18 protein-coding genes are annotated in these 12,667 nt (G+C 65.2%); 7 read left to right on the top strand and 11 right to left on the bottom strand.

The window, feature by feature from the left end:
• Nucleotides 1–298 precede the first annotated feature (298 nt).
• Nucleotides 299–1,087, top strand: a complete 789-nt coding sequence (locus ABLE94_RS25745) for a hypothetical protein (protein ID WP_348810272.1) — start codon at nucleotides 299–301, stop codon at nucleotides 1,085–1,087.
• A gap of 391 nt (nucleotides 1,088–1,478) precedes the next feature.
• Complete coding sequence (locus tag ABLE94_RS25750) at nucleotides 1,479–2,291, top strand: SDR family NAD(P)-dependent oxidoreductase (RefSeq protein ID WP_425476288.1); 813 nt, start codon at nucleotides 1,479–1,481, stop codon at nucleotides 2,289–2,291.
• 4 nt (nucleotides 2,292–2,295) lie between these two features.
• On the opposite strand, the gene ABLE94_RS25755 is transcribed toward ABLE94_RS25750, so the two are convergent.
• Nucleotides 2,296–3,195 carry an alpha/beta fold hydrolase gene (locus ABLE94_RS25755; RefSeq protein ID WP_348807328.1) on the bottom strand — a complete coding sequence of 300 codons (900 nt, stop codon included), beginning with the start codon at nucleotides 3,193–3,195 and terminating at the stop codon, nucleotides 2,296–2,298.
• A gap of 48 nt (nucleotides 3,196–3,243) precedes the next feature.
• Between ABLE94_RS25755 and ABLE94_RS25760 the strand changes: the two genes are divergently transcribed.
• Both ABLE94_RS25760 and ABLE94_RS25765 read left to right on the top strand, forming a co-directional pair.
• Nucleotides 3,244–3,897, top strand: a complete 654-nt coding sequence (locus tag ABLE94_RS25760; protein WP_348807327.1) for a winged helix-turn-helix transcriptional regulator — start codon at nucleotides 3,244–3,246, stop codon at nucleotides 3,895–3,897.
• 53 nt (nucleotides 3,898–3,950) lie between these two features.
• Nucleotides 3,951–4,187: a hypothetical protein gene (locus tag ABLE94_RS25765; protein ID WP_348807326.1), complete on the top strand. Its 237-nt coding sequence runs from the start codon at nucleotides 3,951–3,953 to the stop codon at nucleotides 4,185–4,187.
• Between the two features lie 11 nt (nucleotides 4,188–4,198).
• Here ABLE94_RS25765 and ABLE94_RS25770 read toward each other — a convergent pair whose 3' ends face one another.
• Entirely contained in the window at nucleotides 4,199–4,870 is a 672-nt protein-coding gene (locus tag ABLE94_RS25770; protein ID WP_348807325.1) for a YoaK family protein, read from the bottom strand.
• 69 nt (nucleotides 4,871–4,939) lie between these two features.
• Here ABLE94_RS25770 and ABLE94_RS25775 point away from each other — a divergent pair, with 69 nt between their 5' ends.
• A complete protein-coding gene (locus tag ABLE94_RS25775; protein ID WP_348807324.1) occupies nucleotides 4,940–5,317 on the top strand; it encodes a DUF2510 domain-containing protein in 378 nt (125 codons plus the stop codon).
• A gap of 5 nt (nucleotides 5,318–5,322) precedes the next feature.
• Here ABLE94_RS25775 and ygiD read toward each other — a convergent pair whose 3' ends face one another.
• A complete protein-coding gene (ygiD, locus tag ABLE94_RS25780; RefSeq protein ID WP_348807365.1) occupies nucleotides 5,323–6,099 on the bottom strand; it encodes a 4,5-DOPA-extradiol-dioxygenase in 777 nt (258 codons plus the stop codon).
• A gap of 128 nt (nucleotides 6,100–6,227) precedes the next feature.
• On the opposite strand from ygiD, the gene ABLE94_RS25785 reads away from it, so the two are divergent.
• The gene (locus ABLE94_RS25785; protein ID WP_348807323.1) at nucleotides 6,228–6,743 is read left to right on the top strand and encodes a MarR family winged helix-turn-helix transcriptional regulator; all 516 of its coding nucleotides are present in this window, start codon (nucleotides 6,228–6,230) and stop codon (nucleotides 6,741–6,743) included.
• Nucleotides 6,744–6,760: 17 nt separating this feature from the next.
• Here the strand turns inward: ABLE94_RS25785 and ABLE94_RS25790 are convergent, their stop codons facing one another.
• The 4 genes from ABLE94_RS25790 to ABLE94_RS25805 form a co-directional block, all read right to left on the bottom strand.
• The gene (locus tag ABLE94_RS25790; RefSeq protein WP_348807322.1) at nucleotides 6,761–7,282 is read right to left on the bottom strand and encodes a methylated-DNA--[protein]-cysteine S-methyltransferase; all 522 of its coding nucleotides are present in this window, start codon (nucleotides 7,280–7,282) and stop codon (nucleotides 6,761–6,763) included.
• A 22-nt stretch (nucleotides 7,283–7,304) separates the two neighbouring features.
• Nucleotides 7,305–7,646, bottom strand: a complete 342-nt coding sequence (locus ABLE94_RS25795) for a DUF1801 domain-containing protein (RefSeq protein ID WP_348807321.1) — start codon at nucleotides 7,644–7,646, stop codon at nucleotides 7,305–7,307.
• 39 nt (nucleotides 7,647–7,685) lie between these two features.
• Nucleotides 7,686–8,207 carry a hypothetical protein gene (locus tag ABLE94_RS25800; protein WP_348807320.1) on the bottom strand — a complete coding sequence of 174 codons (522 nt, stop codon included), beginning with the start codon at nucleotides 8,205–8,207 and terminating at the stop codon, nucleotides 7,686–7,688.
• A gap of 93 nt (nucleotides 8,208–8,300) precedes the next feature.
• Entirely contained in the window at nucleotides 8,301–9,053 is a 753-nt protein-coding gene (locus ABLE94_RS25805; protein WP_425476289.1) for a mycothiol-dependent nitroreductase Rv2466c family protein, read from the bottom strand.
• A gap of 18 nt (nucleotides 9,054–9,071) precedes the next feature.
• Between ABLE94_RS25805 and ABLE94_RS25810 the strand changes: the two genes are divergently transcribed.
• On the top strand, nucleotides 9,072–9,509 hold the full coding sequence (locus ABLE94_RS25810; protein ID WP_348807318.1) for an NUDIX hydrolase: 438 nt from the start codon (nucleotides 9,072–9,074) through the stop codon (nucleotides 9,507–9,509).
• A 7-nt stretch (nucleotides 9,510–9,516) separates the two neighbouring features.
• Here the strand turns inward: ABLE94_RS25810 and ABLE94_RS25815 are convergent, their stop codons facing one another.
• The 4 genes from ABLE94_RS25815 to ABLE94_RS25830 all read right to left on the bottom strand — a co-directional run.
• Nucleotides 9,517–10,830 (bottom strand): lipase family protein, encoded by a 1,314-nt coding sequence (locus ABLE94_RS25815; RefSeq protein ID WP_348810273.1) that lies wholly within the window; start codon nucleotides 10,828–10,830, stop codon nucleotides 9,517–9,519.
• Between the two features lie 263 nt (nucleotides 10,831–11,093).
• Nucleotides 11,094–11,894 carry a methyltransferase domain-containing protein gene (locus ABLE94_RS25820; protein WP_348807317.1) on the bottom strand — a complete coding sequence of 267 codons (801 nt, stop codon included), beginning with the start codon at nucleotides 11,892–11,894 and terminating at the stop codon, nucleotides 11,094–11,096.
• Between the two features lie 31 nt (nucleotides 11,895–11,925).
• Nucleotides 11,926–12,393 (bottom strand): DUF1877 family protein, encoded by a 468-nt coding sequence (locus ABLE94_RS25825; RefSeq protein ID WP_348810274.1) that lies wholly within the window; start codon nucleotides 12,391–12,393, stop codon nucleotides 11,926–11,928.
• An 84-nt stretch (nucleotides 12,394–12,477) separates the two neighbouring features.
• Nucleotides 12,478–12,667 (bottom strand): hypothetical protein (locus tag ABLE94_RS25830; RefSeq protein WP_348810275.1); only part of this gene is annotated, 190 nt, incomplete at its 5' end.

A 12,667-nucleotide genomic window follows, 5' to 3' on the forward strand; every position in this document is an offset into this window, starting at 1 on the left:
CCAGATACTCCCGGACATAGGCTGTGATCTCAGCGATCGTGTAACCAGCACTAATACTCATGTTGTGAACCTCCTCCTCGGAAGTGACTCACACCCAGATTGGCATACAACGGACAGCGCTCGAGTCGACGTTCACGGCGCTCTGGTTTGGCCAACCGGCACTACGCTGAGCGCTGTCAACGACGAGGCGGGCGGATACTCCCGGTGGCACCCTCGCATGCTCGTGACCTGCTGCGCAGCGCGGTCGCGCAGCTAAATTTAGTACCGTCGTAACCTGCAGAGTTTCGAAGGGGCGCACATGAACGTCGATGAGATCCGTAGGTCTTTCTACGGGACGTGGCACGCTACCTATCTGGAGCTCGATGACCTGACCGCCAAGGAGGCGCAAGACCTGCCCACGATCTGGCGGGAGTTGGTCGCCTCTGGTAATGGGGCGGGTGGTGCCGTCGCCTCGCTTTGGCGGCAGTTCTGCCCGCGTCTTCCTCGTGTCGCGGACTTCTTGGAGGAGAACCTGATTCAGGTCGGGCTGTCGCGGATGACGACTCCGCACCACGTGGTCCGAGATTTCCAACTTGGCGACCGCGCGGGTTACGACACCACCGACATCGCGCTGGTGTACATCACTCGGGATCTGGATCACGTCGCGCCATTCAACGCGTGGATCGGACGCCAACCGTTTCGACATGAGCTGCCTGCGTGGTGGGGTTCTGCCCGGTCGGTGTTGGGCGATCTCGCGACTGAGTTCCACGACGGCTTCATGCTCGACTCGTGGGACCAAGGGCTCCTAGCGATTCTGGACATGCCGACAATGTCCGAGCTATGGATCGACTACGTCGACCCCGATGCGGAGATGATGTACGTCCACCGCGAGGGCGACTACCAGGTCGCGGTGCCGCGCGATCTATGGCCGGACTTCTCGCAACTGCGAGTAATCGCTGAAGGCACGACTAACCGAGCGTGGGCGGTCGACCAGCGACGAACTGACAACACCGGCTGGGGCGATGGCGCCGACACACTCGCTCCCATCAGCGATCTCGCGCATTCAATCGAGGACATGCTGTGTGAACTCATGATCCCCAGGACGTAGTGGTTGAGACCAGTGTCGATTGAAGATGTTTCGCAAAGGCCTTCGCGCCGCAGATACGCGCCGCCCTCTGAGTGGTGTATGGCCACCCCTGGTGGCCGCGCAGTCGGAAGCCTGCGTTTAGCAGCGGGCTGCGAGTGCGATGTCCGAACCTTCGCCTAGATGATTGATTCGCAGCTCAGTGGTCGTAGGCGGTCAGTGATCGCTTGATGTCGGCGCGCTGTCAACGACGAGGCGGGCGCTGTCAACGACGAGGCGAGTCGATCGTCCTTGGCCGGGTGGGGTCGGTCTGTAGGGTCGGGAGTGGGCGGGCGACCGCGGCCGTTCACTTGCCAAGCGTGACGACGAGCTCTGAGGAGAGGGGTGACGGCACGTGCCGACCCGTTAGACCATCGTGATCACCGGTGCCAGCGACGGTATCGGCGCGGCAGCCGCCCGCGAACTGGCGGGGCCCGACGTCGACCTCATCCTCGTGGGTCGCTCGGCCGACAAACTCGCCAAGGTGACCGCCGACACCGGAGCTGTCGGATTGACCGCGGACTTCGCCCGCCTCGATGACGTCCGCGCGCTCGCCAAGGAGATCGCCGACCGCACGACGTCCATCGATGTCCTGCTGAACAATGCCGGCGGCACCTTCGAACCGACGCCGCCGACGGTCGATGACCATGAACCCAACTTCCAGATCAATCATCTGGCGCCGTTCTTGCTGACCAACCTGCTCCACGACCGACTCGCCGCAGCCGAGTCCGGTGCGCTCGTCGTCAACACGTCGAGTATCGGCAACCTGATCGGCCGCGTGGACCCGACCGATCTCGACTTCCGGCGCCGCCGCGCAACACAATTCCGCGCCTACGGCACCAGCAAGTTGGAGAACATCCTGTTCACCCGCGGTATCGCCAAGCGGTGGCGCGATGACGGGATCGTCTCTGCGGCAGTGCATCCGGGTGCTGTGGCGTCGAGTTTCGGACGCGACTCCTTTGTCATCGGGCTGCTGTACCGGACGCCGCTGAAGCGACTGGGTCCGATCACGCCGGAGCAGGGTGCCGCGGCGCTGATCGACCTGGTTCATCGGGGTGCCGATCCGGACATCAACGGCGTGTACTTCTCCCGGCATCGCGCACGCGGACCGGAGAGCCGACAAGCGCACGATCCCGAGTTGATCGACCAGTTGTGGACGGTGTCAGCGGAGTTGGTGGGACTGGACTGACCCGCTACCCGCGTGTATCGAACCAGGTGCGGATGGCTGCGGCGAATTGATCGGGTGCATCCGACTGTACGAAATGGCTTGCACCGTGGATGATCTCGGTGTGATGATCATCGAAGGTCGATTCCCAGCGCTTCAGTTCCGAAGTCCCGAAGGCGATGTCGGCATCGGCCCAGATGATCAACGCGGGCATTGTCGCGAGGTCGGGCAACGCGTCCGCCACGGCGGCGAGGAAATCGTGTCCGGCGGTGAGTTGCCGGGGGAAGATCGATGACCCTTGCCGTCGTTGACCGGTGTCCAGGGCATTGCGGTAGTGGTTCATCTCGGCGTCAGAGGGCTTGCGGAGTTTGTGTCCCGCCGGAATCATCACGTTCACAAACAGATTGAACTGCCGGATGAGTAGCGACCCGATCGGGCCGCCCATCACATACGACATGATCTTCACGTGGGGTGCGGTCACCGGCCAGGCCCACGTGTTGGCGAGGATCAGCCCGGTGAACCGCGATCGATCCCGCGCGACGGCCGCCAGGCCGATCGGGCCGCCCCAATCGTGGGCCACCAGGGTCAGGTCGGTCAGATCCAACCGATCGATGAACGCGGTGACGATCCGGGTGTGATCCTCGGGCAGCGCGGTGTACTCGTCGGACTCCTCGGACAGCCCGAAGCCGGGATAATCCAGTGCGATACAACGAAATTGACCACGCAGGTCGCGGACGACGTCGCGGTAGACGAACGACCAGGTGGGGTTGCCGTGCAGGAAGAGCAGTGTGGCGCCCGGGGCGGTCTCGGGACCCTCGTCGACGTAGTGCACGACGTTGCCGTCGATCTCGATCACGTGGCTGGTGAACGGATAGAGCGATTCGTCGACCCAGTCGGGCCGGTGGCTGACCTGCATGGTGATGTCCATTCTCGGCTAGGGTTGATATGATCAAGGCAACTTTAAAATATCAAGCAGGTGGATGTGAGTAAAGACTACGGCCAGTACTGCGGGCTTGCACGCGCGCTCGACGTGGTGGGTGACCGATGGAACCTGTTGATCGTGCGACAGCTGTTGATCCGCCCGGCCCGCTACAGCGAATTGCGATCGGGTCTGCCCGGCGTGGCGACCAACCTGCTCGCCGGACGGCTGCGTGAGCTCGAGGCGGCGGGCGTGATCGAGCGACGCCTCGCCGACGACGCGGACGGCATCGAGTACGCGCTCACCCCCTGGGGCCGAGAGCTTCGCGAGCCGATCGAAGGCCTCATCCGCTGGTCCACACCGCTGATGACGCGCGGGCCGCAAGGTGATCAGTTCCGTGCCGAGTGGCTCGAACTCGCCCTGCCCGCGGTGCTGGCGGATCGGCCACGGCCGCGCCGGGCGGTGTCCATCCGAGTGGAGTTACCGGAGGGCACGATCGTGATCACCTCGACGCGTTCGGGATTCGAGTTCGGCGGATCCGCCGACGGCCCGGTGGACGCGGTCATCCGAACCGGCGCGGATGTGCTGCTCGGCGTGGCCGTGGGGATGCTTCCCGTCGACTCCCTCGACATCGACGGGGACCGGTCGGCCGTCTCTGCCGTCTTCGATCGATCAGGAATCGAGAAGCAACCCACCGGCCCGCGGTCATAACGTTGCGGTACCCGATGATTCAGACGGTTACCAACACCCCAGAGGAGCACCCGATGAAGACCATGACATGCCGTGAACTCGGTGGACCGTGCGACACCGCGCACCGCGGCGAGGACGCCAACGACGTGATCCACGCGCAGGACCAACATCTCAAGGATGCGGTCGCCGCCGGCGACGAGACGCACCGCGCCGCCGCCGACGATATGAAGGGCCGATGGCGTCGTCCGGTGTCCGGGATGAAGTGGTACCGCAAGGCGCAAAAGGATTTCGCGGCTCTGCCGGAGGACTGACGGCGAGCGACTCAGACGTTTCGGCGTTCGCGGCCCTCATCGACGACGAACATGACGAGGGTGACCGCGAGGAACCCGGCCGGGATCCACGCGGCACGCCCGTCGATCCATTGGGTGGTCGCCGCCCCGATCATCGCGCCGAGCGCGAAGGCCACGACCACGACGGAGTACACGGCAAAGGGTCGTCGGGAGTCGCGGTTACGGTCGATGAGGGTGCCGTATCCGGCTTCAACGAAGCGCATCAGGTTGCCGGTGGTGGCCACCGAGACGTAGTTGAGATCGCCGATGCTGCGGAACAATTCGATCTGCATCGCGGCAACGAAGGCGATCGGGACGGTGGCCGCATAGTGCGGGGCCGAGGTGGGGACGAAGCCGATGATCAACAGGATGATCGCCTGCAGTGCGATCGTCGAGCGGATCGGGTACGGGATGACCCCTTCGAGACGCCCCGCCCGCACATGAGCGGCGACGGCGACCCCGGCGACGAACGCCAGGATCGGCCAGACGTGGGCAATGGCCTGCGACCAATGTCGTTCGGACACTTCGATGGCGAAGAAGATGACGTTGCCGGTCTGCGCATTCGCGAATACCCCACCGCGGCAGATGAAGGTGTACGCGTCGAGGAAACCGTTGGCACACGTCAGCAGAAGCGCGAAACGTAGCGTCGTCGACGTCGAGAACATGGGCGCCTCCGGTCCGGGATCGTGTCGGTGCGATGGTAGGCGATGGCGATTGGCGATAGCCTGACGACCGTGAATGCTCCGTCCGGCCAACCGGGGTGGTACCCGGACCACGAGACCGACGGCGTACTGCGTTACTGGGACGGCACCGACTGGACCTCCCGGACCGCGCGCATCAGCGGCGCCCGGCGACGACACCCGACGGCGACCGCGGTCTCCACGATCGCCTTCATCCTTGCCGGACTCGCGCTGGTGCTGTTTGTCGTCGTGTCCTCGGCGGTGTCGGATATGTGCACCGCAACCTCTGGCGCCGACTACTTCTCGTGTGAGGCCACCAGGGGCTGGTGGGTTAGCACAGCGATCGTGTCCGGGTGGGCCGTCGGGATTCTGCTGATCGTCGGCATCGCCACGCGGGTGTATGTGTGGCGGGCTCGCCGATCTCGGCACTGACCCGATCAGCCCGCCACGTACGACGTCATCGACAGCGACCCGTAGGAGCAGCCGTCCACGAGAACCTCGGGGGCGTCGGGGGTTGACGTCGATGAGGCCGCGAGCATGCCGGCGAGATACACCGACGGAAGGAAATGATCCGGTGTCGGAACGGCTTTCGCGTAGTCGGCGTGCTCGGCCAGGGTGAGGTAGTCGGCCGGGTTCTCGAGCATCGTGGTGCGGGCGGCGTCGTCGAAGCGTTGGGCCCAGGCGTATCCGGTGTCGGGCCGGGAGAAGTCGACGGCCCGCAGGTTGTGGACGATGTTGCCGCTGCCCACGATGAGCACGCCCGATTCGCGCAGCGGTGCCAGTCGCGCACCGAGATCGAAGTGGTAGTCGAGGTCGCGTTCACCGTTGATGCTCAGCTGGACGACGGGGATGTCGGCGTCGGGGAATGCGTGCGCGAGAACCGACCACGCGCCGTGATCGATACCCCAGCTGTCCAGGTCGCTGCCGAGCCAGGTCGGCTTGACGGTTTCGGCGACCTCGTCGGCCAATTCGGGCAAACCGGGTGCCGGGTAATCGAAGTCGAACAGTTCGCGGGGGAAGCCGTAGAAGTCGTGGATGGTGCGGGGCCTGGACATCGCGGTGACCGCGGTGGCGTTGATGTACCAGTGCGCACTGATCATCAGGATCGCGCGCGGGCGGGGAACCGACTTTCCGAACCGCGCCCACGCCTGCGTGAACTGGTTGTGCTCGATCGCGTTCATCGGGTTGCCGTGACCGATGAAGGCCATCGGCATGACGGTGGGTGGGGTGCTGTCGACCATCGGGCTGTTCCTTCACTGTCCACCGGGGTGGATGAATCTTCATGTTTCTTCGAGGGTACTGCCATCTATATGAAAGTTCAAGTAGTTGCTAGGATGGTCCGGTGGCGTTGACCCCCGATCAGGAGCGGGCCTTCCGAGGTCTGCTCATGGTGTCGATGCTGCTCGACGATGCGCTCGACACCCAGCTGCGCCGCGACAGCGGACTGACGCACTCGCAGTACATCGTCTTGTTCCGGCTGTCGGAGGCGCCGGACCGGACGCTGGGCATGCGTCGGCTGGCGGTCCTGGCTCACGCCGAGCAGAGTCGGCTGTCGCACGCGGTGACCACGATGGAGAAGCGGGGATGGCTGCGTCGCACCAAGTCGGCCGACGCCGACGATCGGCGCGCGGTGTCGGTGACGCTGACCGACGCCGGGCTCGACATCGTGCGTGACGCCGCCCCGCGTCACGCCGACGAGGCGGGGAGGCTGATCTTCTCCGCCCTCGACGACGAGCGGCTGGCCGGGCTTAACGCGGCGCTCGACCGAATCGTGCCTCATCTGGCCGAGATCGGACTGGAATTGCCGACGGCGCAAGAAGATCCGATTCTGTGGGACGGGCGCGAATCGTCGTCCTGACGGATGATCGAGAACCGTCAGAACAGTCTCTCGGCACGACGCTCCGGCGGCTCCTCGAGGTCGAGGAGCCGGCGCTTGCGATCGAGGCCGCCACCGAAGCCGACGAGGCTGCCGTCGGCCCCGATGACGCGATGACAGGGAATGATGATGGCGATGGGGTTGCGGCCGACGACCTGCCCGACCCGTTGCGCGAGTTGACGATTGCCGAGTTCCTCGGCGATCGCGCCATAGGTGGTGGTCTCGCCGTAGCCGATGGTGTGCAGCAGTGCCCATGTCCGCTCGGAGAAGTCGTCACCGTGTGTCGCGAGGGGGAGGTCGAACTCGCGGCGTCGACCCGAAAGATATTCCACCACTTGGGCTCTGGCTCGATCCAGAAGGGAATCGTCGTCGGTTTCGACTCGGCGACCCGGCGGTGGCGTCGCCGGTGTCATCGACCGTTCGAAGCGCAGTCCGGTGAGGGTGTCTCCGGTGGCGACCACCACGAGTGGGCACAACTCGGTGGCGATGACGGTGTGCCGGACGTCGGGTGCGGTGTCCATGGCTCGGGTGTCGTGACGGCGACTACGCGCGGTTGTGTGCGACGGCCGCCCGAATGAGTTCGGTGAAGGCGTCGGAGTCCAGCACGTCGTCCTCCTTGATGTCCACGGCGCGGCGTGTGCCGGCGGTGAGGCTGGCGTTGAACACCTTTCCCGGATCGGGCAACGACGCCCCCTGTGCGAAGGTGAGCTTGATCTTGTCCTTGTAGGTTTCGAGCGTGCAGACGATCCCGTCGAGCGAAAAGGTGGGAACGCCATCGGGATTCGACGGCTTGCGCCACTTGACCTCTTCGGTGATCTCGGAGTCCGCGGCCAGGATCAGTGCGCGGACCTCGTCGGCACGTTCGGTTCGCCAGTCGGTCGTCATGTGCTCACAGTAACCCGCGAAGAGCGGGCGGCACAGCGGTCACGGAACCCGCAGAAGCACCGACGGGATCGGCAGATTCGGCCGGTGCGGGTCCATTCGGAGGCTGATGAGACCGGGACCGGTCCGGACATCGGCGTGCAGGACGTGCGTCGGCGCCGACGGCAGCATGGTGCCCGATACCCATCCGTTGGTCACACCATGAGCGCCGGTATTCAGGTTTCGCCAGTGAACGCTCACTCCGACGCTGCACGGCAGTGAGGTACCAGAGACGCCGAAGAATCCTCCGACCACCTGGATGTGGGCGGTGCCCGGTGCACTGGGTGCTGCCAGCAGACTGACCCGGCCGCCGCAGAGTGGACCGTCGGCCACCGTCCACAGTGGGCCGGCCAGCACGGTGCGGTTGACGGGTTCGGCCTTCGCGGTGACCGGTATCGCGGCCAGGAGCAGACACGACACCGCGATGACGCACCATCGGACCGGATGCAGGCGAATCGGGTGGCGGCGACGCCGGGCACGCGCTTCGCTGTTCGAGTTTTCCGATTTCGGATGAGTGAATGCCATCTCGGCGCCCTTCGATGGTGGGGTGCGCTGTTTCGGTACCGGTGTCATCGGCGTGCGGCGGACAATCGTTACTGCCGCACCGCAGGTTCGTGGTCAATGCTTCGTGCGGCGACTACCGGCGTGCCAGTCCTCGGAGGTTCCGACCTCGTCGACGTCGACGCCAAAAGCCTTGAGCTGCGGCTTCTCCCGAAGGCTGCGCTTGAGTTCGGCGAAGCCGGGGAAGCGTGCGAGACCGATCACGTGATCCCACAGTTCCAGCGCGCCGTCGGCGTCGGGCAGCCGACTGATCACCGGACCGAAGAAGGCGACGCCAGTGGGTGGTTCGAAGTGGATGATGGGCGTGCCGACATCGCGGCCGGTCAACGCGAGGGCCTCGTCGGTCTCGGCCTGGATCTCGGCATCGAAGGAGACGTCGTCGAGTGCGGCGAGGTGGTGGTCGGGTAAGCCGAGTTGCTCGAGGATCGGGCCGAGGAAGTCTGCGGTTCCCCGGAAATCGCGGTTGTCGACGAGATACGTGCCGGTATGCGAGTCGAAGATGCGAGTGCCGAACGCCTCGTAGAGCGGGCCGATCACCGCCCGACCATGCTCGGCGCGAACGCTCGCGGCGGCACGCAACAAGCGCAGTCCCGCGGTGTGCCCGGCCTCGTACTCCGGCGGGAAGTGCGCGGCGTAGTCGATGTGCGCGTTCAGCAGCCGCAGCGAGATGAACCGGAAGTCGACGGCGTAATCGCGTTGCGCCTGCACCATCCGCACCCATTTGCTGGTCATCCAGGCGAACGGGCACACCGGGTCGAAGTAGAAGTGGATGTCATCAGTATCGGTCGTGGGGTCGGTCATGGGGCCCATTGTCCTACCCTCGAGGAGATGACCGATGCCGACTTACCCAAGCATTTCGTGAGTGTCGCCGGCGTGGTGATCGACCGGGCCGGGCATGTCCTGGTGATCCGCCGCCGCGACAACGGAGCATGGGAAATACCCGGTGGTGTACTCGAAGTGGACGAATCGGTCGAACGCGGTGCGATGCGGGAGATCCGGGAGGAGACCGGTATCCTCGTGCGCGTCGACGGTCTGAGTGGTGTCTACAAGAATATGACCCGCGGTGTGGTCTCACTCGTCTTTCGATGCACTCCCATCGGTGGACAGGTGCGCACCTCCGACGAATCGTCGGCCGTCGAGTGGGTCACCGTCGACGAGGCCCGCACCCGGTTGAGCGACATGTTCTGGCTCCGCGTCGCCGACGCCCTGTCCGGTCGAGTGGCCACCAGGACCCACGACGGTCACCGCGAGGTCGGCGATGGGTAACCCGACCTCAGGGACATTCATTGGGAGCCGGGACGCCGCGCAATCGTGCGTCCAGCCAGGTCATCGCACCCGGGAAGCCGGTGAACATCGTGGTGATGTGCTCACCGAAGTACTCCCGGTAGACGGCGGTGGCGCCGAGTCGGCACTGCTCGGCGAACAGGTTCCGCGCTCCGGCCGCCGGTATCCACCACTCCTGGGCGCCGTTGTAAATATAGAGCGGCACAACGGATTTCTTGTCGGCCATCTTCGTCACCCGATAAATGTGCTCGGCGACCGGTGAGTGGAACGGGTCTCCGACGTTGGCCAGCAACTGCATCGGCATGAAGGTCTGACCGGCCAGCGCCTCGGGGATCAGGCAGACATTCTTCAGCGGCGATGTGGCGATCCACAGCGCGGGATTGTTGGCCATGGTGAGGATCTCGGGCCGCTCCCGGGCGATACCGAAGGTCGCGGCATGGAACAGCCCGGTGGCGAGGTTGGCGTTCATGCTGCCCACCAGCATGCGGAAGTCGGCGGGCACACCGCCCAGGGCGGCACCGACGAACCGTGGTGCCAGTTCGGGTGCGTAGCTGCCGAGCAGTTTCGCGGCGCCGTTGGTGGCGATCGCGCCGCCCGAGTAGCCGGTCATGGCGACTCGGCTGCGGCCAAACTGATCCGGTTCGAGAGCGCTCGCCGCCCGGACGGAGTCGAGGACGACATGTCCGGCGACGATCGGTTCGGCGTAGGCCATCCGCGGGCCCTGATGATCGGGAATCAGTACGGCGTAACCATGGGACAACGCCAGGGCCGTCGTCGGCGGGATGATGTCCGTCGGTCCGGTGGCGATGGAAAACCCATGGGCCAGTGTGTAACCGGGTGTGCATGCGGCGCCGAGCGAGTCGATGGGCAGGTTGTTCACCAGGATGGGACGCGGTCCCGGCGTCGGTGATGGTGCGCGCGGCACGATGAGTGTTGCGGTGCCGTAGCTCGGTCGGCCGAGTGCGTCGGTACTGCGGAACTTGATCAGGCGCGCCGAGGTGATCGGCGCGGTGACGACCGGAGCTGCGGTGGCCGTGACGTGGCGGACGGCGATGACGGTGCCCGGTGCCATGGCCGCGAGATTCGACGGCCACCGATCGAAGAGCGGATCGCCGGTGGGAGAGGGCAGCGTCGCCTCGCGGAGTTCCTCGACGCGCCGCGGAAAGCCCGGGGACTCCGCGCGCGGCGGGATCGTTTCCAGGTGCGGGTATGGCGGCGGGCCGATGACCCCGTTGATCGCCTGCGGGATCTGCGGGTTGATTCCCATCATGTTCGGGGGATCGGCGGTGGCGGGTGTTGCCATGAGCGCCACCGCGAGAGCCGCGGCCGCACCCACCAGAAAGACCGTGACGACACGTGAACGCAAGGAGCGCAGTCGTTGTCGCGGTTGCCTGCTGTGTGTCACCGTGCCACCTCCCGATGGTGAGCGAAGCATCCCCGACCGATGCTCCGCTGTGTCGCACGATAGGGGCCCGAACTGGGTCGCTTGACTCACTCGGGCGTGTCGTTAGCGTTTGGATACCGCGCCGTTGCCGTTCGGTGATCTACGCGTGGGTTGAGCCCGGGCTATGCACGGGCGACGATCTCCCCGTGCGGGATGATGATCCACCCGTCCGGATGCTCGGCCCAATCCGTCCACGCCCGCGAGATCGCGTCGAGATCGGCTTCCGTCGCCAGCCCACGATCGAGCGCCATCTGGCCGACGGAGGAGTGAATTCGCTTGGCCCACATGCCACCCCACGCCGCGCGATCCTCCGGCGTCGCATAACACCACACCGACGCCGACGGTGTGACCTCGGTGAATCCGGCTGCATGGGCCCAGCCCAGCAGTCGGCGACCGGAGTCGGGCTCGGCGTCGTTGCCGTGGGCGACGGCGCGATAGATCTCCAGCCACCGATCCAGACGGGGATCGGCCGGCCACCAGGTGAATGCGGCGTAGTCGGCATCCCGAGCGGCCACCACTCCGCCGGGCCGGGTCACCCGCCGCATCTCACGCAGCGCCGCCACTGGGTCCGACAGATGTTGGAGTACCTGATGGTTGTGGGTGACGTCGTACCTGTCGTCCGGGTCGGACAACTCGTAGGCGTCGTCGACGGCGAAGTCGACGGTGATCCCCCGTTCGGCGGCGAGCGAGCGTGCCTGTGGCAGTGGGTCTTCGGTGATCTCGATGCCGCGGACGCGTCCGGGTGCGACGGTCTCGGCGAGGTCGACGGTGATGCTGCCCGGGCCGCACCCGACGTCGAGGAGATCGAGGCCCGGACGCAGGAACGGCAGGAGATAGGCCGCGGAGTTCGCCGCGGTGCGCGCGGCGTGACTACCGACGACGACCTCGCTGTGGCCGTGGGTGTAGATGTCCTCCGGTGGCATGGTTGTTATTCTTGCACAGTCGGATTGGACCTCATCTGATCGTGTACACCAGGCCCAGACCATCGCGTGACAGCGTGGTCATGAACTCCTGCGCGGCGCGGAGATAGGTATTCGCATAGTCCGCGCTCGAGTATGAACACACCTTCTTGATCGTGTCGTCGTCGACGGGTTCGACGAGAACAATGTCCTCGGCGATTTCGCGCACCAGGTCCGGCGTCAACACGTGGACGAAGCCGATATGCGCGTGATACGGACCAATAGGTGTCACATTGCCTTTGACCAACTCCAAGGAGATTCGGGGCTGAAGGTGATCGTCCTTCACCGCGAACATGAATTGCAGTTCCCGCCAGGCCTTGTCGAGATACAGCATCCGCGGCCGCTGATCCTTGGGTCCCCACGCGTCGGCCAATGGGTCGTCGGAGAGAAACGGGTACGGATCACGCCTGGCGGACCCGACATCCTCGGCGTGGATTGGATATGCGTAGTAGCGGATTCCCATGTGCCGAATATGACACGGACTCCGATGTCGGGGCCTGCGTCGAGGTCTGCCTGTGGATAACGATGCTGCAGACTTCTCGCACGGTCAGATCGGTGATCGGAGTCGTCTGCGGGTGGTGGTGCGGTTGCGGGTGGTTCGGCGTGGTCGTCGTCGGATGGGTGGGTGGGGGTGTGCTGGTTGTGGCGCCGGGGGTTGGGGTCTGATGAGCGGTGGTGCGATGCTGCGGTAGGTGTGGCCGGTGGGGGTGCGGATGTCGAGGGTGTGGGGGCCGTCG

It is taken from the genome of Gordonia sp. VNK1, from assembly GCF_040049135.1.
In the GTDB taxonomy this organism is placed as follows: Bacteria; Actinomycetota; Actinomycetes; order Mycobacteriales; family Mycobacteriaceae; genus Gordonia; species Gordonia oleivorans.

Bases quoted from the DNA above. Each gene is read 5' to 3' on its own strand.
- ABLE94_RS25825 (WP_348810274.1), bottom strand. From the start codon at position 12,393: ATGGGAATCCGCTACTACGCATATCCAATCCACGCCGAGGATGTCGGG.
- ABLE94_RS25815 (WP_348810273.1), bottom strand. From the start codon at position 10,830: ATGGCAACACCCGCCACCGCCGATCCCCCGAACATGATGGGAATCAAC.
- ABLE94_RS25805 (WP_425476289.1), bottom strand. From the start codon at position 9,053: ATGGGCCCCATGACCGACCCCACGACCGATACTGATGACATCCACTTC.
- ABLE94_RS25810 (WP_348807318.1), top strand. From the start codon at position 9,072: ATGACCGATGCCGACTTACCCAAGCATTTCGTGAGTGTCGCCGGCGTG.
- ABLE94_RS25770 (WP_348807325.1), bottom strand. From the start codon at position 4,870: ATGTTCTCGACGTCGACGACGCTACGTTTCGCGCTTCTGCTGACGTGT.
- ABLE94_RS25795 (WP_348807321.1), bottom strand. From the start codon at position 7,646: ATGACGACCGACTGGCGAACCGAACGTGCCGACGAGGTCCGCGCACTG.
- ABLE94_RS25820 (WP_348807317.1), bottom strand. From the start codon at position 11,894: ATGCCACCGGAGGACATCTACACCCACGGCCACAGCGAGGTCGTCGTC.
- ABLE94_RS25755 (WP_348807328.1), bottom strand. From the start codon at position 3,195: ATGGACATCACCATGCAGGTCAGCCACCGGCCCGACTGGGTCGACGAA.
- ABLE94_RS25790 (WP_348807322.1), bottom strand. From the start codon at position 7,282: ATGGACACCGCACCCGACGTCCGGCACACCGTCATCGCCACCGAGTTG.
- ABLE94_RS25765 (WP_348807326.1), top strand. From the start codon at position 3,951: ATGAAGACCATGACATGCCGTGAACTCGGTGGACCGTGCGACACCGCG.
- ABLE94_RS25745 (WP_348810272.1), top strand. From the start codon at position 299: ATGAACGTCGATGAGATCCGTAGGTCTTTCTACGGGACGTGGCACGCT.
- ygiD (WP_348807365.1), bottom strand. From the start codon at position 6,099: ATGCCGATGGCCTTCATCGGTCACGGCAACCCGATGAACGCGATCGAG.
- ABLE94_RS25800 (WP_348807320.1), bottom strand. From the start codon at position 8,207: ATGGCATTCACTCATCCGAAATCGGAAAACTCGAACAGCGAAGCGCGT.